The organism is Bradyrhizobium sp. SZCCT0148 (genome assembly GCF_018129985.1).
Lineage (GTDB): Bacteria > Pseudomonadota > Alphaproteobacteria > Rhizobiales > Xanthobacteraceae > Bradyrhizobium > Bradyrhizobium japonicum_H.
The window spans coordinates 368,304-387,296 of record NZ_JAFCKT010000005.1; the positions used below are offsets into that span (position 1 = coordinate 368,304).

11 protein-coding genes and 1 pseudogene are annotated in these 18,993 nt (G+C 65.6%); 7 read left to right on the forward strand and 5 right to left on the reverse strand.

The genetic code is table 11. The features are described 5' to 3' along the window. Positions 1–92: 92 nt before the first annotated feature. Both JQ580_RS18730 and JQ580_RS18735 read right to left on the reverse strand, forming a co-directional pair. The gene (locus JQ580_RS18730) at positions 93–1,757 is read right to left on the reverse strand and encodes a SulP family inorganic anion transporter (protein WP_212281518.1); all 1,665 of its coding nucleotides are present in this window, start codon (positions 1,755–1,757) and stop codon (positions 93–95) included. 238 nt (positions 1,758–1,995) lie between these two features. Further along, positions 1,996–3,468, reverse strand: a complete 1,473-nt coding sequence (locus tag JQ580_RS18735) for a caspase family protein (protein ID WP_212281519.1) — start codon at positions 3,466–3,468, stop codon at positions 1,996–1,998. A 422-nt stretch (positions 3,469–3,890) separates the two neighbouring features. On the opposite strand from JQ580_RS18735, the gene JQ580_RS18740 reads away from it, so the two are divergent. Genes JQ580_RS18740 through JQ580_RS18750 form a run of 3 tightly spaced genes read left to right on the forward strand, consistent with a single transcriptional unit; the run spans position 3,891 to position 7,773 of the window. Then, positions 3,891–4,922: a TRAP transporter substrate-binding protein gene (locus JQ580_RS18740; protein ID WP_212281520.1), complete on the forward strand. Its 1,032-nt coding sequence runs from the start codon at positions 3,891–3,893 to the stop codon at positions 4,920–4,922. Between the two features lie 7 nt (positions 4,923–4,929). Then, the gene (locus JQ580_RS18745; RefSeq protein WP_212281521.1) at positions 4,930–6,783 is read left to right on the forward strand and encodes a TRAP transporter large permease; all 1,854 of its coding nucleotides are present in this window, start codon (positions 4,930–4,932) and stop codon (positions 6,781–6,783) included. A 12-nt stretch (positions 6,784–6,795) separates the two neighbouring features. Further along, the gene (locus tag JQ580_RS18750; RefSeq protein WP_212281522.1) at positions 6,796–7,773 is read left to right on the forward strand and encodes a hydroxyacid dehydrogenase; all 978 of its coding nucleotides are present in this window, start codon (positions 6,796–6,798) and stop codon (positions 7,771–7,773) included. Between the two features lie 7 nt (positions 7,774–7,780). Here the strand turns inward: JQ580_RS18750 and JQ580_RS18755 are convergent, their stop codons facing one another. After that, on the reverse strand, positions 7,781–8,947 hold the full coding sequence (locus JQ580_RS18755) for an ABC transporter substrate-binding protein (protein ID WP_212281523.1): 1,167 nt from the start codon (positions 8,945–8,947) through the stop codon (positions 7,781–7,783). Positions 8,948–9,270: 323 nt separating this feature from the next. Here JQ580_RS18755 and JQ580_RS18760 point away from each other — a divergent pair, with 323 nt between their 5' ends. The 4 genes from JQ580_RS18760 (at position 9,271) to JQ580_RS18775 (ending at position 17,126) form a co-directional block, all read left to right on the forward strand. Next, positions 9,271–11,661, forward strand: a complete 2,391-nt coding sequence (locus JQ580_RS18760) for a bifunctional diguanylate cyclase/phosphodiesterase (protein WP_249134257.1) — start codon at positions 9,271–9,273, stop codon at positions 11,659–11,661. A gap of 100 nt (positions 11,662–11,761) precedes the next feature. Then, positions 11,762–13,063, forward strand: coding sequence for an MFS transporter (locus JQ580_RS18765; RefSeq protein WP_212281525.1), 1,302 nt, complete (start codon positions 11,762–11,764; stop codon positions 13,061–13,063). A 157-nt stretch (positions 13,064–13,220) separates the two neighbouring features. After that, positions 13,221–15,803, forward strand: coding sequence for an EAL domain-containing protein (locus tag JQ580_RS18770; protein WP_212281526.1), 2,583 nt, complete (start codon positions 13,221–13,223; stop codon positions 15,801–15,803). A gap of 390 nt (positions 15,804–16,193) precedes the next feature. Beyond that, entirely contained in the window at positions 16,194–17,126 is a 933-nt protein-coding gene (locus JQ580_RS18775) for a helix-turn-helix domain-containing protein (protein ID WP_212281527.1), read from the forward strand. Between the two features lie 72 nt (positions 17,127–17,198). Here the strand turns inward: JQ580_RS18775 and JQ580_RS18780 are convergent. Both JQ580_RS18780 and JQ580_RS18785 read right to left on the reverse strand, forming a co-directional pair. After that, a pseudogene (locus tag JQ580_RS18780) lies at positions 17,199–18,124 on the reverse strand (catalase). 131 nt (positions 18,125–18,255) lie between these two features. Then, positions 18,256–18,867, reverse strand: a complete 612-nt coding sequence (locus tag JQ580_RS18785; protein WP_212281528.1) for a TetR/AcrR family transcriptional regulator — start codon at positions 18,865–18,867, stop codon at positions 18,256–18,258. Between the last annotated feature and the right edge of the window lie 126 nt (positions 18,868–18,993).

Consider the following 18,993-nt stretch of genomic DNA (forward strand, 5'->3'; position numbering starts at 1 on the left):
CCCTCACCCGGCGCTCCGCGCCGAACCCTCCCTCAAGCGGGCAAGGTGTCCCGAGACCTCGGCACGATCGGTTCGACTGAAAAACCCGCTGACTACTTCGCCAACTTCCGTACCGCTTCATCCACACTATAGAAGACGTGCTCGCGGGGCAGGGCCTCGAACAGCCTGAAGCGCTCGAAGGCATCCTGCGCACGCACTGATTCCAGCCGTGCCAGCGCCACCGTGACGCCTTGCTCGCTACACGCCTTGAAGACATCCAGCAGGATCTGCGCGGCGGTGAAGTCGATCTCGACCATGCCGCTCGCTTCCAACACCAGCAGCTGCGGCGATGTCGCGAGCACCTTGGTCACATCGTTGCGAAAACCAGGCGCGTTGAGGAAGGACAACGGCGCCTGCAGTCCGATCACGGCGACGCCTTCGACGCGCTCGCCGGAGATGTGCGGATGCGCCGGCCACCAGATCGTCGTGCCGGGCACGCGCTCGAACTCGACCAGCCGCGCGCGCGTCGTACTCCAAATGCCGTGCAATAGCGACAGCACGATGCCGAGGAACGCGCCCTGCTGGATCGGGAGCACGATGATCAGGGCGGCGGTGGCGACGATCAGCAGGAATTCGCTGAACGACTGGCGGTAGATCGTCACGATCTGCCTGAAGCGGATGATGCGTAACGCCACGAACAGCAGGATGCCGCCGAGGGCCGCATCCGGCACGTGTTGCAGCAGGCCGGTGCCGAATGCGAGCAGCACCAGCACGATGGCCGCGGCGGCAAGGCCCGCGAGCTGCGATTGTCCTCCCGTCTCGGCGACGATGCCGGTGCGCGGCGGGCTCGCATTGACCGGAAAGGCGCCGAACAGGCCTGCGAGCACGCTGCCGGCGCCGGCCCCGAGGAAGTCGCGGTCGACATCAGCGGGTGTGTCGGGATCGGACGGGAACGACTGCGTCGTCGCCGCGGTCTGCACCATCACCACGACCGTGATGACGAACGCAAGCGGCACGAGGCGCACCCACACTTCCGGTGCCAATTCGGGAAAGGTCGGATGAGGCAGCGTCCCCGGCACCTGACCCACGACGTTGACGCCCTTGCTCTCCAGGCCGAGCGCAATCGTGGCCAGCGTCGCAGCGACGAGCCCGATCAATGCGCCCGGAATTTTCGCGCTGATCGTCTCGCAGACGAACACCAAGGCCAGCACGCCGAATCCGATGCACAGCGTGAATGGGTTGCTGAGGCCGATCTCGCTTGCGAGCACGCCGATGCGATCGAGCGTCGGTCCACTTGGCGACGGCAACCCAAGCACGCCCGGCAATTGCGAGACGATAATATGGACGGAAATGCCGGCGAGGAAGCCCACCATGACCGGCACCGACAAGAGGTTCGCGATCACGCCGAGGCGAAAGGCGCCGCCGGCCAGCATCATGGCACCGACCATCAGCGCCAGCGCAATCGCAAGGCCGTGATACTCAGGCGTCCCGGCGGCGGCCAGCGCCGCGAGCCCGCCGGCGAAGATCGGCGTGATCGTGGAATCGGCGCCGCAGGACAGGAAGCGGTTGCCGCCAAGCAGTGCGAAGCCGAGCGAACCCGCGATGAATGCGAAGAAGCCGATCTGCGGCGCGAAGCCGCCGAGCCGAGCTGTGGCCATCTGCTCGGGAATAGCTATTGCGGCCAGCGTCAGTCCCGCCATGAGGTCGCCGGGCAGGGAATACGACGCGAGCGAGCGGAACAGCGGCCATGAGCTCCAGGCGCGAGAATCGTGCGGCATCGATGCAGAGTCCCCGGGAATGCTGGCGCTGGCCGATCAGACTACAGCATTTCCTGGTTGAAAGGAGGCGGATGAGAATAGTCGCAACACTCGTGTCCCGAACGCGGTGCGGTACGAAGTGCCGCTCCCGCAGGGCCGGGAGCAATTACGCCTCACAGGACGTCGCCGCATCGGCCCCGGCTCTGCGGCGCACCGCAAGAGCGCTGCGCCGCGTCTGGAGCACGAGAGTGCAGTTTCTTCAATACCTGCCGCGATAATTGTCGCCGCGCCCGTAGCCGCCACCGCCGTAGCCGCCGCGGCCCATGCCGATTCCGATCCCGATGCCGACACCCACGGCGGCGGGCGGCGGAGGCGGCGGAGCGCGCTCGTAGACGATGACTTCCTCGGGCGGCGGCGGACGGCGCGGCTTCGGCGGTGTCTCGACCACCTTGCGCTTCGGCGGGGTGTCGTCGACGCGCTTCTTGATGACGGGTGCGACCGATGGGTTGACCGGCGTCGCCGGCGGCGCCGAACACGGGCAGGTCGGAGCCGTCGCGACCGCGACCGGGGTCGTCGCGGCGGCGACAGGCACGCCGTAATTGCGGTTCTGCACCCGCTGCAGCATCCGGCGTGCGGTCGCGGCGAGGTCGCTGTTGTCCCAATTGTCGAGATAGGCCTCGAACGAGGCGCGGGTGTTGATCGCGGTGGCGCGCTCCCAGGCCAGCATCTGGCGCCGGCGCTCAAGCACCGTGCGCAGGCGCGGCGTGCGGGTATCTTGTGCGTACAGCTCGACATAGGCCTGATAGGCCGGCACGGTGTCGTCGGTGATGACGAGGTCATAGGCGACCGGCGCCGGCTTGCCGCGCAATTCCTTGCGCCAGTCATCGAGGCTGCGCGTGCCCCCGGCAAGGGCCATCGAACCCGCGCCTGGAACGGATGCAGGCTGGCCGCTGCTCTCGCCAAAGAACTTGAAGTCGGTGGTCAGGGAGGAGCTTTCCCAGGGGATCTGCCGTCCGTCGGTCGATTGCGCGACGGCGACGCGGATGCGCTTGAATACCTCCTCGATCGGCAGATTGGGCTGCTTCGCAACGGTCAGCGCTGCCGCGGTGTAGGGGCTGTCGATGCCGTTGCCGTCTTCGGCCTCCGCGCCGGGCGAGGTCGAATAGGAAATGAACGAGCCAGGCGCGCCGGCCTTGGTGTCGACGATCGCGAGCCCGTGGCCGGCGCCGCTCAGCGCCGGAAACGGGTTGTTGCGGCAGGCGTCGAGCATGAAGATGCGTGCCCGCGTCGGCAGCGCGCCGAGCGTGTTGAGCATGTCGTTCAGCCGCACGCCCTGGAGCGGAATATCCGCCTCGCGCTTGGGATCGAGATCGACGGGAACGAGATAGTTCTCGCCGTCGATCTGCAGGCCGTGGCCGGCATAGAACACCAGGGCCACCGTGTCGGCGCCGCTGGCGCTGACCTTGCCGGCGAAATCCGAGATGGCCGCGCGCATCTCGTTCTGCGCCAAATTTGAGGCCGTGGTGACGGTGAAGCCGGCATTGCCGAGCAGCTCGGTCATGCCCTTGGCGTCGTTGGCGGCGTTGGGCAGTTCCGGCACGGTGCGATAGGCGGACTGGCCGATCACCAGCGCGAGCCGCGCTTCGGCCGCGGCCTCCGTTGGTGCCATCAATTGGGTAAGGGCCAGGAGGCTGGAGGCAGCAAACAAACGGGAAAAGGCAGGAAGGCGCATGGGTAAGCTCCATCGGCAACGCGCGCGACGATGCCAGCTTTCTTAAGCTGTCGCCATGTGTCCGTCTGTGCGCTGGGTCACGCTTGCGCTGCGGCAAAATGGGCAGCTGTTTGCTGGAGCCGGCAGGCATCGGTGTGGATGCATCCATGCCAATTGCGCATTGATCCATGCTCCCATTGGATTGATGGCGGCTTGGCGCGGCAGCTCGCATTGCGCGGCAGGGCATCAGGCCTCTCCTCGCCGCAAATCTTCGGGTGATGCCGTCGTTCAACTGCGCTGCGCGGGGCCGCTACGCATCCGACGCGCTGCTGCGCGCCTGCCAGCCCTGCGCTTGCTTGTGCCGTCGCTTTGGCCATACAGTCCGCGCAATAGCCACGGCAACGACCGCGGCGAACAAAAAATAATGTGGGAGAGACCGCACCATGACCATCGTCCCCGTGAACCGTCGCGCGTTCATCAAGTCGTCGGCGGCGGTCACCGCCGGCCTCGTGCTCTCTCCCGCCATCATCGGCCGTGCCGAAGCCGCGACGCTGAAGCTGAAATGCTCCTCCTCGCTGCCGAACGATCCCAAATTCGCCAATGGCCGCGTCTATTACGACAACCTCGTCAAGAATTTGAAGGGCAATGGGCTCGGCGAGCAGATCGAGGTCGCGTTCTTCCCCGACAACCAGCTCGGCCAGGAAATCGACGTCATCAATTCGGTGAAGCTCGGCGTGATCGACCTCATGGTGTCGGGCTCGTCGATCTCGGCCAATCTGGTGCCGCTGGTCGGCACTTACGATCTCGGCTTCCTGTTCTCGAGCTTCCCGCAGCAGACCAAGGCGTTCGACGCCGGTGCGGCCAAGCCGATCGAGGATGCCCTGCTCAAGGGCGGCAACATCCGCATCATCGCCTGGGCCTATAATTTCGGCTCGCGCAGCGTGCTGGCGAAGAAGCCGGTTAAGACGCCGGAGGATCTCGCCGGCCTCAAGATCAGGACCCTGCCCAATCCGGTTATCACGGAATGCCTGCGCCTGATGGGCGCCGCCGCGACGCCGCTGGCGTTCGGCGAGATCTATACGGCGTTGCAGGCCGGCGTGCTTGACGGTCTGGAGCACGATCCGCCGACGATCCTCGCCAGCAAGTTCTTCGAGACGGCGAAATTTTACGCGCTCACGCAGCACAATTTCTCGCCGCTGGCGATCTACTTCAGCGACATGACCTACAACCGCATGGATCCCAAGCTGCGCGAGGGCTTTCTCGATGCTGCAAAGAAAGCCGCAGCCGACACGCGGGCCCATGGGCTGGCGGTCGAGAAGGAGGCTCTGGCGGCTTTGACCGAGAAGGGCGTGACGGTGGCCGAATGCGACCGCGAGGCCTTCAAGAAACGCGTCGCGCCGCAGACCGAGAACTTCATGAAGGCACGGCCGGAATCCAAGGCCGTCATCGACATCATCCGCGCAACGCAGGCTTGATATGGCGATGGCCGGCGCCGTGTCTCTCCCGGGCGAGCGCCACGGGAGCATTGCTCTTTTGCTTCGCCTCAGCGACGCGATTGCGGCCGTCCTGCTTGCCGCCGATCTCGTGGTGGTCTGCGCCTCCGTGCTGCTGCGTTTCTTCTTCAACGCACCGGTCGAATGGTCGGACGACGTCGCGCGCGGCCTGATGGTCGGCTCGGCCTTCTTCGGAGCGGCGAGCGCGCTCGCGCGCGGCGAGAATGTCGGTGTTTCCTTCTTCAAGGATCTGCTGCCGTTGCGGCTGCGCGCCTTGGTCGACGCCGCGAGCGCGCTGCTCGTCGTCCTGATCTCAGGCTACGTCGCCTACAACGCCATCAAGCTGGGCTCGCTCACCGCGGGCCAGACCACCGGCTCCGGCCTGCCGCTGGAGCTGACCTTCTATCCCATGGGCGTCGGCGCGCTGTTCATGACGGTGTTCGCGATCGACCAGCTTTGCGCGCGGCCGTTTCCCGACATCGTCAGGGGGCTCATCGCGGTCGTCGTCGTCACGGGCCTCTATCTCGCCTGGGATTATCTGTCGCCGTCCTCGGTGCCGTCGGCGGGCACTCTGATGCTGGTCGGCTTCTTCGTGACGCTGTTCGGCGGATTGCCGATCGGCTTCGCGCTGGCGCTCGCCGCGCTCATCTTCATCTGGGTCGAGGGTGCGCTGCCCGGCGTCATCTTCGCCCAGCAGATGGCACGCGGCATCGACAATTTCGTGCTGCTTGCGATCCCGTTCTTCATCCTCGTCGGCTACCTCATGGAAGCCAACGGCATGTCGGTGCGGCTGATCGAACTGCTGCAGCGCGGGGTGGGGCGCATGCGCGGCGGGCTGAACGTCGTGATGGTCGCATCGATGGTGCTCTTCTCGGGCATCTCCGGCTCCAAGATGGCCGATGTCGCCGCGGTCGGCTCCGTGCTGATCCCGGCGGCACGCCGCTCGAAGCAGAACCCTGGCGGCGCGGTGGCGCTGCTCGCGGCCTCAGCGGTGATGGCGGAGACCATCCCGCCTTGCATCAATTTGATCATTCTCGGCTTCGTGGCCAATCTTTCGATTGGCGGCCTGTTTGTCGCCGGCCTGTTGCCCGCGGCGTTGATGGCGGCTGCGCTGATCGCCGTGTCCGTCATCTTCGGAAAACGTCCGGACAAGGTCGAGGAGGTCGAGCCACAGATGCCGGTCTCGGGCCTGTGGAGCGGCGCGATCGCCTCGTTCGGCCTGATCTTCATGATCTTCTTTGGCTTCAAGAGCGGCTTTGCCACCGCGACCGAGATCTCGGCGTTCGCGGTGGCCTACGCGCTCGTCGTCGGCAGCGTGGTGTTCCGCGAGCTCGGCTTCAGATCGGCGACACGCAGCTTCGTGCAGGCAGCCACGCGCGCCGGCCTGGTGCTGTTCATCGTCGCCGCAGCGCAATCGCTCGCGTTCACGCTGACCCTGCAGCAGGTGCCGCATGCGGTCGGCGATTTCATGCTGGGGTTGTCGAAGACGTCAGGCGTCTGGCTGTTCATTCTGCTTGCGATCGCCGTGCTGATCGTGATGGGCTCGGTGCTGGAGGGCGCGGCCGCGCTGATCATCTTCGGGCCGCTGCTGTTGCCGGTCGCGGTGCAGCTCGGCGTCGATCCCCTGCACTTCGGTGTCGTGCTGGTCATCGCCATGGGCATCGGCCTGTTCGCGCCACCGCTCGGGCTCGGGCTGTACGGCGCCTGCCTGATCGGCAATGTCCCGATCGAGCAGACGGTGAAGCCGATCATGGGCTATCTCGGCCTGTTGTTCCTCTGCCTGCTCGTCATCGCCTTCGTGCCATGGCTCTCGACCGCGCTGCCGCGGGCATTCGGCTACTGAAGGAGTTTCGTCGTGAAGGTTCTGCTCGCCCACACGCCGGAAATGCGGCGCAATTATTACGGCGATCGCAGCCTGAGCGGCCTGCGCGCGGCCGCCGATGTCATCCTGCACGAGAGCGATGAAACCCTGGACGCGGCCACCCTCGTGCGCGCTGCCCAGGATGCCGACATCATCGTCGCCGATCGCATGACGGAAGGTCGCGGCGAGATCTTTGCGCAATTGCCGCGCCTGCGGGCGTTCGTCCGCTGTGCCGTCGATATCCGCAATATCGATGTGGAGGCGGCCTCGAAGGCCGGCGTGCTCGTGACCCGCGCCGGGCCCGGCTTCGTGCAGGCCGTCGCCGAGCTCGCGCTCGGCTTCATGGTCGATCTCTCCCGCGGCGTCTCGCGGGCAACCGCGGACTACCAGGCCGGCCGCAAACCTGAGGCGCGGATGGGCCGCCAGCTTGCCGGCAGCAAGATCGGCATCATCGGTTACGGCAGCATCGGCCGCTATCTGGCCGAGGTCGCAAAAGTACTGCGTATGGAGGTGCTGGTCTCCGATCCCTTTGCCACCGTCGGCGACAGCGCGATCAGGCACGTCAGCCTCGACGAGCTGCTCGCTGCGTCCGACTACGTCGTCTGTCTCGCCATCGCCAACGAGCAGACCGAGAATCTGATCGGCGAGGCGGCGCTGGGGCGCATGCAGAAGCATGCGGTCTTCATCAATCTCTCGCGCGGCAATCTGGTCGACGAGGCGGCGCTGACGCGCGCGCTGCTGGAGCGTCGCATTGCCGGCGCGGCGATGGATGTCGGCCGCGCGCCCGATCAGATGCCGACGCCCGAGCTGGCGAAGCTTCCCAACGTCATCGCGACGCCGCATGTCGGCGGGCTGACGCCGCAGGCGATCGAATATCAGTCGCTGGAAACCGTGCGGCAGGTCGAGGCCATCGTTAAAGGCGAAGTCCCGCCGGGAGCGATGAACGCCGACCGCTGGACGCGGCGGCCGTGACGCGGCCTTAAAGCCGGTCCACCGGCCTGAACGTCCCGTCCTTCTGGATCACCGTCAAGAACACCTTCGGTGGCGTGTCGATCATGCGCATTCCGACGGTGACGGCGGTGCCGCTGATGTCGAAGCGGCCGACATCGTTGATGGCGCGGAGCAGGTTTGCGCGCGTCGGGTTCGGCCCGGCTTTCTCCAGCGCTGCTGCCGCGAGGCGGCCGGAGAGATAGCCCTCCAGCGACACGAAGTCCGGTGTCAGCGTCGGATCGAACGCCTTCTGCGCCGCCTGGTAGTCGTCGACGAGCTTGAGCGAGCGATCCCACGGAAACGGCACGACCTGCGAGACGATGACGCCTTCGCCCTCGGGGCCGAGCTCCCTGGCCAGCGCATTGGCGCCGACAAAGGAGACGTTGACGAAGGTCGGATGGAAGCCGCTGCGGTGCGCGAGCTTGATGAACTCGGCGCAGGGCCCATAGGTCCCGACCATCACGATGGCCTCGGGTTCGGCACGCTTGATCATTCGCCAGGCGGCCGTGACCGCGCGGGTGTTGCGTTCGAAAGTGCCTTCGGCGGCGAGCTCGAGGCCGCGCTTGGCGAGTGCGCGCTTGACGCCGGTCAGGCCATCGCGGCCGAAGGAATCGTCCTGGTAGAAGATGCCGATGCGGGTGAAGTGACGATCCTCGGTGAGGTGCTTGATCCACGCCTCGGCCTCGGCACCATAGCTCGCGCGGATGTTGACGACGTTTGCAAGTTCGAGGTCGCGCAGGAATTCGGCGCCGCTGAACGGGCCGATGAAGGGAACGTTCCGGGCGCTGGTGATCGGAATTGTCGCCATCGCGGTCGGCGTGCCCACCGCGCCGATCAGCGCGAACACCTTGTCGTCCTCGATCAGGTGCAGCGTCTGCGCCACCGAATGGTCGGGATCGTAGCCGTCATCGCGGCTGATGAGCTGGAGCTTGCGGCCGTGGACGCCGCCCTTGGCGTTGATCTCGGTGAAGGCCGCGACGATGCCTTGCCGCATGCGCCGTCCGAGCGCGGAGGAGGGGCCCTCCAGCGCGGCGGCCTGGCCGAACAGGATCGCATCCTCGCTGACGCCGGCCTCGTCGGCGTTCGCCGGGAGCATCGCTGCGGCCAGCAATGCGACGGTCAAGGCGACATATCTCGCGGATCGCGATGGTGTCATGAGAATGGTTGCCGGATGCTGGATGCAGTTTCAGGAACGATAGGTCTGCGAGGCTGAACAGGACGCTAACTCCGCGCCGTACGGACAGTCCGTAAGACTCCGGGGAAAACCGGTAACTTATTTCCACAACCCCGCATCATTCGGAGACTTCATTAACTAATTCGCGCATTGCGGAATGCTCGGGTTCCGAAATTGTGCAGTTCTTAACCGCGGTCTTGTTCCGATAGGGTCGCCGGTGCCTCAACCAGAGGTTCGGGTCGCAGACAGGGGACGGCGGCTGCAAGATGGGCGATCGCGATCGGAATGATCAGGATCGGAGGGGGATGACCGGATGGTGGCGTGCCGCGCCGCTGCTCGGGCTCTATCGCCCTGCGCTCGTCGCTGTCGGCATCGGTCTGCTGTTTTCGGTGGCGGGCGCGGCCGCCGTGGCGCGGTGGGAAGATCGGGTCAACAGGATCGAGTTCGAGAACGCGGCCGAGACCGAAGCCATCGTCATGCAGAACGGCATGGGCGAATACATCTCCAGGCTCGTCGCGCTGCGCACGCTGTTCGAATCGACCAATGACGAAGTCACCCGTAGCGAGTTCGAGACCTTCAGTGCGCGTCTGTTCGAGCGCCATCCCGGCATGCTGCGCATCGCCTGGCTGCCGCGCGTCAACCGCAAGGAGCGCGCCGAATACGAGACCGCGGCGATCAGCGACGGAATCTCCGGCTATCGCATCAAATCGCTGCAGGGTGAGCGCTTCGCGACCGCGCCGCAGAGCGATGAATATTTTCCGGTGTTCTACTCGACCCAGCCGAAGACCTCGCAGGTCTACGGCATGGATTACGCCACGGTCCCGGAGCGCCGCGCCGTTCTCGAGCGCGCGCGCGACGACGACAAGGTCGCGGCCATTCGCACCCGCCTGTTCGAACCGCGGGAGGGAGGGCGGCTGCCCGACGTACTCGTTGCCATTCCCGTCTACGCCAAGGGGACGTCGCGCGAGACGGTCGCGGACCGGCGTCGCAATCTAGCCGGCTTCGTGGTCGGCATCTTCGACCTGCCGCTGCTGATTCAGGCCGTTCGCGTCACCACCGGGGCAAGCCCCGCGGTCAGCATGAACGTCTACCCGCCCTTAGCGGCGCAGATCGTCAGCCTGGAGCAGATGCTGCCGGATTATTCCTCGGCGGCCTCGGCGCCACAGTCGATGCGGGACGTCGCTCGGGCGCTGCACTGGTCGGGCAGTCTCAAGATCGGCGACACCGATTGGCAGGTGCGGGCGGTTCCGACCGCCGGAGGTCCGCTGGAGACGACCTATGATCGCGCGTGCGCGGTGCTGATCGTCGGCTTGCTGCTGACTCTGTCGCTGTCGACCTATCTCATGCTCGCAAGCCGCAATTCGCGACGGCTGTCGCTGGCCAATCGGCGGGTGCTGGAACTCGCCCAGACCGACATCCTGACGGGGCTGCCGAATCGCGCCTTCTTTCTCGCCCGGCTCGACGAGCTCAATGGCCGGCTGGAAGACGGTGGGCCGACCTTCTCGATCCTGATGCTCGACCTCGACCGCTTCAAGAACGTCAACGACTCGCTCGGCCACAGTGCTGGCGACGCGCTGCTCCGCCAGGTGGGGCAGCGGCTGAAATCTGCCGTGCGCGCCGGCGACGTGCTGGCACGGCTCGGCGGCGACGAATTCGCCGTCATCCAGGAGCGATGCCAGGATCAGCGCACCTGCTCGACCGAGCTGGCGGCGCGGATCGCCAAGCTCTTGACCGAACCATTCCTGCTGCCCGGACACCGCGTCGAGATCGGCACCAGCATCGGCATCGCCATCGCACCGGATCACGGCCGCGATCAGGAGCAGCTCCTGAAGAAGGCTGACCTTGCGCTCTATCGTTCGAAATCGGCGGGCCGCAACTGTTTCACCATCTATGACGAGGCGATGTCGGCCGAGCTGGAGGCCCGCAACACGCTGGAGGGGGATCTGCGCGACGCCATCGCGCAGTGCCAGCTCGAGGTGCACTACCAGCCGTTCGTCGACGCGCTGAGCGGCGCGCGGCGCGGCTTCGAGGCGCTGGTGCGCTGGCGGCATCCGACACGCGGGTTGATCCCGCCGGATCAGTTCATTCCGCTTGCTGAAGAAACCGGGTTGATCGTGCCGCTCGGTGAATTCGTGCTGCGCCGCGCCTGCGCGGACGCGGCCGGCTGGCCATCGGATCTCGCGGTCGCCGTCAACCTGTCGCCGATCCAGTTCAAGGAGGCCGAGCTGTTCGAGATGATCTGCGCGGCGCTCGCCGATTCCGGCCTGCCGCCCCAACGGCTGGAGATCGAGATCACGGAATCCGTGCTGCTGGAGCGCGGGGTCGAGAACCACGCCTTCATGCAACGGTTGAAGCAACTCGGCATCGAGCTCGCGCTCGATGATTTCGGTACCGGCTATTCGTCGCTGAGCTATCTGACCGCGTTTCCGTTCGACAAGATCAAGATCGACAAGTCGTTCATCCGCAATCTCATCCATCAGCCGCGCAGTTCCGCCATCATCTCCGCGATCGTGACGTTGGCGCGCGGGCTGGACATGTCGGTTACGGCCGAGGGCGTCGAGACCCGCGAGGAGTTCGAGCGGCTGAAGGCGCTCGGCGTCAATTTCGCGCAAGGCTATTTGTTCGGCCGCCCGCAGCCGATCGAGCGGATCCTGTTCGATACGCCCGCCGACCCTTCACGGCGCGATGCCGCCTGAGCGCGTCCGGTGCATCTCGTCCGACGGGCAGGCGCGGAATTCGCTTGACCCGGGCATCCCCGGATGGTCGGTAGGACCGTCCAGGGATGAAACAAAAAACATGCGGCTTCCGTTCTTCTACGGCTGGGTCGTGGTCGCCGTGACTTTCGTCACCATGGCCATCGGCGTCAACGCGCGCACAGCCTTCTCACTGTTCTTTCCTCCCATCATCTCCGAATTCGGCTGGGAGCGCGGCGTCACCGCGGGCGCCTTCTCCTTTGGTTTCGTGGTGTCGGGTTTCGTCAGCCCGCTGATCGGCCGCCTGATGGACCGCGCCGGCCCGCGCGCAGTGATGGAGCTTGGCGTGGTGTTGATGGGCGGCGGGTTGCTGCTTGCGCCGCTCACCAGCGAGCCCTGGCACCTCTATGTCACCATTGGCGTCATGGTCGGTGCCGGCTCGGTGTGTCTAGGCTATTCCGGCCAGTCGCTGTTCCTGCCGAACTGGTTCATCCGCAAGCGCGGTTTCGCCATCGGCATCGCTTTCGCCGGCGTCGGCATCGGCTCGGTGACGTTGCTGCCATGGGTGCAGCATATGATCGAGCAGACCGGCTGGCGCACCGCCTGCACCGCGATGGGCCTGCTCATCCTGGTCGTGCTGGCGCCGGTCAATCTGCTGCTGCACAAGCGCCCGCAGGACATCGGCCTCGAGCCGGACGGCGATGCCGTCCCGGCCGCGGGTGCGGCGCAGCCGATCTCCAACGTCGTCGATCCGGTCTGGGTCGGGACCGACTGGACGCTGAGACGCGCGATGGCGACCGCGCGTTTCTGGTGGATCGCGCTCGGCTATTTCTGCGGCCTTTACATCTGGTACGCGGTACAGGTGCATCAGACCAAGTTCCTGCTCGACATCGGCTTCAGTCCCGGTGTCGCGGTGTGGGCGCTCGGCTTGGTCAGCCTGCTTGGCATTCCCGGCCAGATCCTGCTCGGCCATGTCTCCGACCGGATCGGGCGGGAATGGGTGTGGGCGATCAGTTGCGCCGGCTTTGTGATCTGCTTTGCCGCGCTGATGGTCCTGAAATTCCAGCCGTCGCTGTGGCTGGTCTACGTGATGGTGTTCGCCCAGGGCGCGCTCGGCTACGGCCTCACCTCGATCATGGGCGCGGTGGTGTTCGAGATTTTCCAGGGTAAGCATCAGGGCAGCATCTTCGGCACGATCATGCTGGCCGCGCTGGCGGGCGGTGCGGCCGGACCGTGGGTCACGGGCTTGCTCTACGATCGCGCCGGTGACTACACGCTCGCCTTCGCCGTGGCGATGATCATGAGCGGCTTGTCGGCGCTCTCGATCTGGCAGGCGGCACCGCGCAAGGTGCGGGCGGTGGCCGGCCGTCTGCACAGGCTTCAGACGGATACCGGCGCGGCGTAGGCTCCGCGCGCATCAAGATTCCGTTGTCGTTTTTTGTCGATCGTTAAGCATGTCGCGCCTTGGCCTGAGGCCGTCAGGCGACGAAAACGTCTTGGACACCATCGGAGCGCTAGCGTCGGCCGATTGCCGTATTCTCCCGATGTCGCCGGGTCAAACGATGTCCGCCTTTGATTGTCTCATTGAAAGTCCGGACGTGCTTCGAGCCGCGCTCGAACGCGCCGACGATGGCGTCGTTATCGTCGACAACGCGCATCGCATCACGCATTTCAACGCCGCCGCTGAGCGCATCTGGAAGCTGCCGCGCACCGACGTGCTGGGGCGCGATGCCGCAATTCTGTCCCTCAAGGGCTTTCCGCCCGCTCCGGTGACCGATCTCCGGGACGAGATCAGTCTCGTGCGCCGCGACGGTAGCCGCATCAGGGCGGGCATCGCACTGTCTTCCGTGAAAATCGACGGCGCCGATCATTACATCGTGTTTGCCCGCGACGTCACCATGGACGCCGAGCGCCGCGTCAGGATCGGACTTCTCCACGCCGTCTCCGACCAGACCAACCGGGCGGTGATCATCAGCGATACCGAGCAGAACATCGTCTACGTCAATTCCGCCTTCACGACCTTGTTCGGCTATACCAACGCGGAGGCCGAGGGCCGGCGCGCAGGCGAGCTGATTGCCGGCCGGCACACCGATCGCAGGGCCATCGCTAAGCTCATCAGGCGGCTGAGGCGTGGCGGCCGCCGCGGCGAAGCCGAAGTGCTGGCGTATGACAAGGACGGCGAGGAGATCTGGGTCAGCGCCCGGATTGATGCCTTCCGCGACACGAGGGGCCGGGTCAAGCACATCTTCGCGCTGATCGAAGACATCACCGAGACCAAGCAGCTGCGGTCGCTGCAGCAGCTCATCATGAGCTCGCTCGCGGACGAAGTTCCGATCACGGACATCGCCGACAGGCTGTGCCGTCGCGTCGAGGAGATCGCGCCCGATGTCGTCTGCTCGCTGCTCCACGTCGATGCCTCGGGCCTCCTTCATCCGCTCGGCGGCCCCAGTCTTCCCGAGGACTATTCCCACGCGCTGGACGGCATTGCTATCGGCCCCAATGTCGGCTCCTGCGGCACCGCCGCCTTCTACGGCAAGCCGGTGCTGTCCGAGGATCTCGACACCGATCCGCGCTGGCAGCCCTACAAGGCAATGCCGCTCGCGATCGGCTTGCGCGCCTGCTGGTCGACGCCGATCAAGGCCAAGGACGGCCGTGTCATCGCGACTTTCGCCTTCTACTTCCGCGAACCGCGCGCGCCGAGCAAATGGCACCGGCGTATCGTCGATGCCTGCGTCAATCTCGGCGCCTTCGCGATCGAACGCAAGGAAGCGCGCGCCGAGATCGCGCGGCTCGCCTACCACGACATTCTCACCGGCCTGCCGAACCGCGCGCAGCTGCGCAACCTGATCACGACGGCGATTGATGCCTGCCCGCACGGCAGTCACGTCGCCCTGGCCTTCCTCGACGTCGATCATTTCAAGGACGTCAACGATACGCTCGGCCACGCCGCCGGTGACGAGCTGCTAATCCAGCTCGCCCAGCGCCTGCGCGAGCAGATCGGACCCGAGGACCTGCTGGGACGGCTCGGTGGCGACGAATTCGTCATCCTGCTCCCGCAGCGTGACGCCGAGGCCGCCGATCGCGTCGCGTCCGGGATCACCGAAGCGCTCGCGGCGCCCCTGCGGATCGGCTCGAAGCTGATGCCGATGTCGGTCAGCATCGGCATCAGCCTCTATCCCGATCATGCCACCGACATCGACACGCTGATGCAGCAGGCCGACGCCGCCATGTACATGGCCAAGCAGGCGGGGCGCTCGACCCATCGTATCTTCAGCGCGGAGATGAACGGGCTCACCGAGCAGCGCCTGGCCTTGATCGCAGCACTCCGCCGCGCCATCGCGGAAGGGACGCTGACCCTCAGATACCAGCCGCAGATTCGCAGCTGCGACGGCGCGATCCATGGCGTCGAGGCGCTGGCGCGCTGGCACGATGCCTTGCTTGGCGACGTCTCGCCGGCAAAATTCATCCCGCTCGCCGAGGAGTGCGGCCTGATCGAACAGATCGGCCTGTGGTCAGTGCGCGAGGCCTGCCGGCAGATGGCGAGCTGGCGCCGCGCCGGACTGGACATTCCCTGCGTCTCGGTCAATCTGTCGCCGATCAACTTCCGCAACGTCACGCTGGCCGCGCGGCTCAAGGACGTCCTTGCCGAATACGATCTGCCGGCGGACGCCTTGATGCTGGAAATCACCGAAGGCGCCTTCATGCATGACAGCGTCGCTGCGCTGGAGACGATGAACGCGATCCGCGAGCTTGGCGTCGGCCTCTCTGTCGACGACTTCGGCACCGGTTATTCAAGCCTCAGCCGCCTTGCGCATCTGCCGATTCGCGAATTGAAGATCGACCGCAGTTTCATGCGCGACATCGAGCGTGATGCCGGCGCGGTTGCAATCGCCACCGCGGTGGTGCGCGTCGGCCAGGGTCTCGGCATGACCGTGGTCGCCGAAGGCGTCGAGACCGAGGGCCAGCGCAAGACCCTGGCCGAACTCGGCTGCGACGTCGTGCAGGGTTTCCTCTATGCCCCCGCGCTTCCTCCCGTCGCGTTCGAGCGCTGGCTGATCGAGCACTGCGCCGAGCAGGCGAGGGCGATGCTGGGGCGGCTGGACGTCGCCGCGGTGGGGAATGATGCCGTGAGGCGGTCGGCGTAGGGACAGCGTCGAAAGCAGGGTGCGAACCCACTCATGCGGTGAGTCGCACCCCGGTTCGGTTCTACCCGACGAGCGGTCAGTAGTCCCAGAAGGCCGGCACCCAGCGGAAGTGGTCGCGATCCTGCTCCAAGCCGGCGCGCGCTTTCACAATTGCACGATGAGCCGATGATGCCCCTGAGGGAGCATTGAACAACGGTCGCGCGAGAAGGTCTCCAAGCCCGTTGTAATCGCTTGCAAAAGGCAGTCTAAGCCGAGAGGCGCGACGGACCGTCACACGGCTGTCGCTCCGACGCGCTGGTCTGGACCGTCGCTTGGCGATGTCGGATAATCGGGCGTGATTTGGCGATGGCGCCGCGCTCCCAAGTCTCCTCTCACGCGAGATTCATGTCCATGGCACACGCAGCTGCCTTCGCGCAGAACGTCGAACGGTTTCTGCATCTGAAAGATGCGCCGCCAACGCTGGTCACGCGTTCGCTGCGCAGCGCCGAGCTCGCCGTCACCGAAACGCGGGACGACCATCCCATGCCGCGTCTTTCCGATTCGATGCCCTCGGAGGACGCCTATCTCGTTGGCCTGAAATTCCGCGATTTCGCCGATTGCGAGTGCTGGGAGCGCGGCCGCTGCGTGATCAAGAACGATATCCGGGCCGGCGCGACCTATCTCTACGACCTGAAACGCGATCCGCGCTACGTGATCGACAAGCCGTTCCATTCCCTGTTGTTCTATCTGCCTCGTTCGGCTTTGGACGACATGGCGAGGCAAGGCGGCGTGCGAGGAATCGGCGAACTCGCCTACCAGCCCGGCGTCGGCCATGACGATACGACGATCCGCCATCTCGGCGCGTCGTTCCTGGCGGCGTTGCGCCAGCCTGATGAGGCCAACCAGCTCTTCATCGACCACATGATGCTCGCGCTCACCGCCCATGTTGCGACGACCTACGGCGGATTGCGGAGCGCCGCCGAGCCGGCGCGCGGCGGCCTTGCCCCATGGCAGGTCAAGCGTGCCTGCGAACGGCTGGAATCCGATCTCCGCGGAAAGCTCTCACTGGACAAGATCGCAGCCGAATTCGATCTCTCCGTCAGTCATTTTTCGCGTGCGTTTCGCATCTCCACCGGCCTGCCGCCGCACCAATGGCTGCTGCGCCAGCGCGTGGACACGGCCAAGCAATTGATGACGGTGCGCGACCTGCCGCTGGCGGAGATTGCGATCTCGGCCGGATTCGCCAATCAAAGCCACTTCACCCGGGCCTTCTCCTCGATCGTCGGCATCAGCCCGGGAATGTGGCGCCGCGAGGCGCGGGGCGCGTCGGAAAGCGAAATCTGATCACGCGTCCGAGAGCCGTTCCAATAACCTGTGCAAGAATCTGTGCAAGAGCCTGTGCGCTCGCTGTTCGGCTCAACGGCATCCTGCCTGAGCGATGGCATAGGCGGCGCTACGCGCTGCAAACATTCGTCCGGCGGGTGGCCGATGCCTTCGACGAGATTGGCCGGATTGAACGCTGACCCGTCGCACGCCTCGTCCGATTCCGTGCCCGTTATCACGATCGTTCCGAGGCGTACCGCCTCGCGCCCATCCTCGTCGGGCCAACGGCAGGTCACATCCATCACGGGGTCGCCGGGCTGGTCCAGCAGCGCCATCACGCTGAACCTGACATCGCGTGCCCCGATCCGAGCTTCGAGTTCGCTGCGCGGAAAGCCGCCGGACCCGGATGTGGCCGCGTTGGCGGGCGGTCGGGCTTCTTCGCCGACCGGCGCGACCTTGAATTTGATGAACCGTGTCTCGCCCTTTGCGTTCGTCGCAGGAAAGGCGTGCACGCCCCAATAGGTCGTGCACGCAAGGCTCGCGGGCGGCGGATGCACGGCAAGGTAGCTCGCCTGACGCAGCGTTTCGGGATTGGCGGCGGAGAATGCCTCGACCTGCGCCGTGTCAGGCTTGCCGTCCGGTCCCGGCATGCGGGCCCGGATGAACGCCAGCATCTGGTCGAGCGTTCTGGCAAAATGAACCGGGGCGCTCTGGGTGAAGATCTCGGAGCGCTGATCCCCGCTGCCGAGCCGGAAGCTGAAGCCGCGCAGCGAGCTTGCGCCAATGTCCACGGCGGAAGGGCCGCAGCCGTCGGCCGCAAACCGCGCCAGCACCCGGGACGGCCTGGTGAAGCTGCGGGATTTGGTGATCTCCTCGGCTAGATGCGACGGGACGTAGGTGCCGCGAACGCATTGGCCCCAGGAAAAGCTCGCGCGCGACCCTGGCGGAAGCCCGGCAACCGCCTTCAGGGCATCGACGAGAGACGTCGGCGTGGCGGCGCCGCTGGGGAACTGAGGCAGGACGAACCCCCGGGTTCGAACGATGGCGCTCGTTTGTCGCGCAGGGCGGAACGAGCTTCTTTCCCAAAGCGGGCGTGCCTTGCCCGATCCTGCGACAAATATCGCGATCCGCTTGTTCGTGCCCAGCGCGTCTAATCCGACGCCAGCCCCGTCCTCCGCCGCAAATCCGTGATCGCCCGCAGAAAGCTGTCCGCCGGCGTCGTCTCCGGGTCGATCAGACGGTGCAGCCGAAAACCGTCTTCCAGCGCCAGCACCACCGATGCCATCCACGATGGGTTCAGATTGCTGTTCCTTCCGTTGCTCTTCAACGTCGCCTCGACGATGTCGGCGATCAGCTTGCGCCGCGCGCGCAGGCGTTTGGCGAGGTCGGGCCGGCGCTTCTCGGCGCGCGCGACGAACAGGATCATCTCCATGTGCAGCAGCGGCGAGCGGCCGAGCGGGTCCTGCCGGCTGCGGTCCATCGCCTTCAACGCCGCGATGAAGTCGTCGAGATTGTCGTGCTGGGCGAGGATGTCCATGTTGCGCCGGATCGACTGCTCGACATGGTCCTCGAGCATGGCGATGATCAACTCGTCCTTGCTTCTGAAGTTCGAATAGAACGCGCCGCGGGTGAAGCCGGCGGCCGCCGCGATCGCCTCGATGCTGGCGCCGCCGATACCGTCCTGCTCGAACACGCGCGCGGCGGCCTCGAACAATTTGTCACGCGTGTCGTCCCTGGTCGGTCTGGTTCTCACCCTTGACATCGGACCAGGTTAGGGCAGAATGCAACTCGATACAACAATGTATCGAGTTGATAAGATCAGGGATGGTTACGCCGGGCAGTGGGGCTGCGATCGGCGTATTCGTGTCATCGGCAACCGATCAGAGGT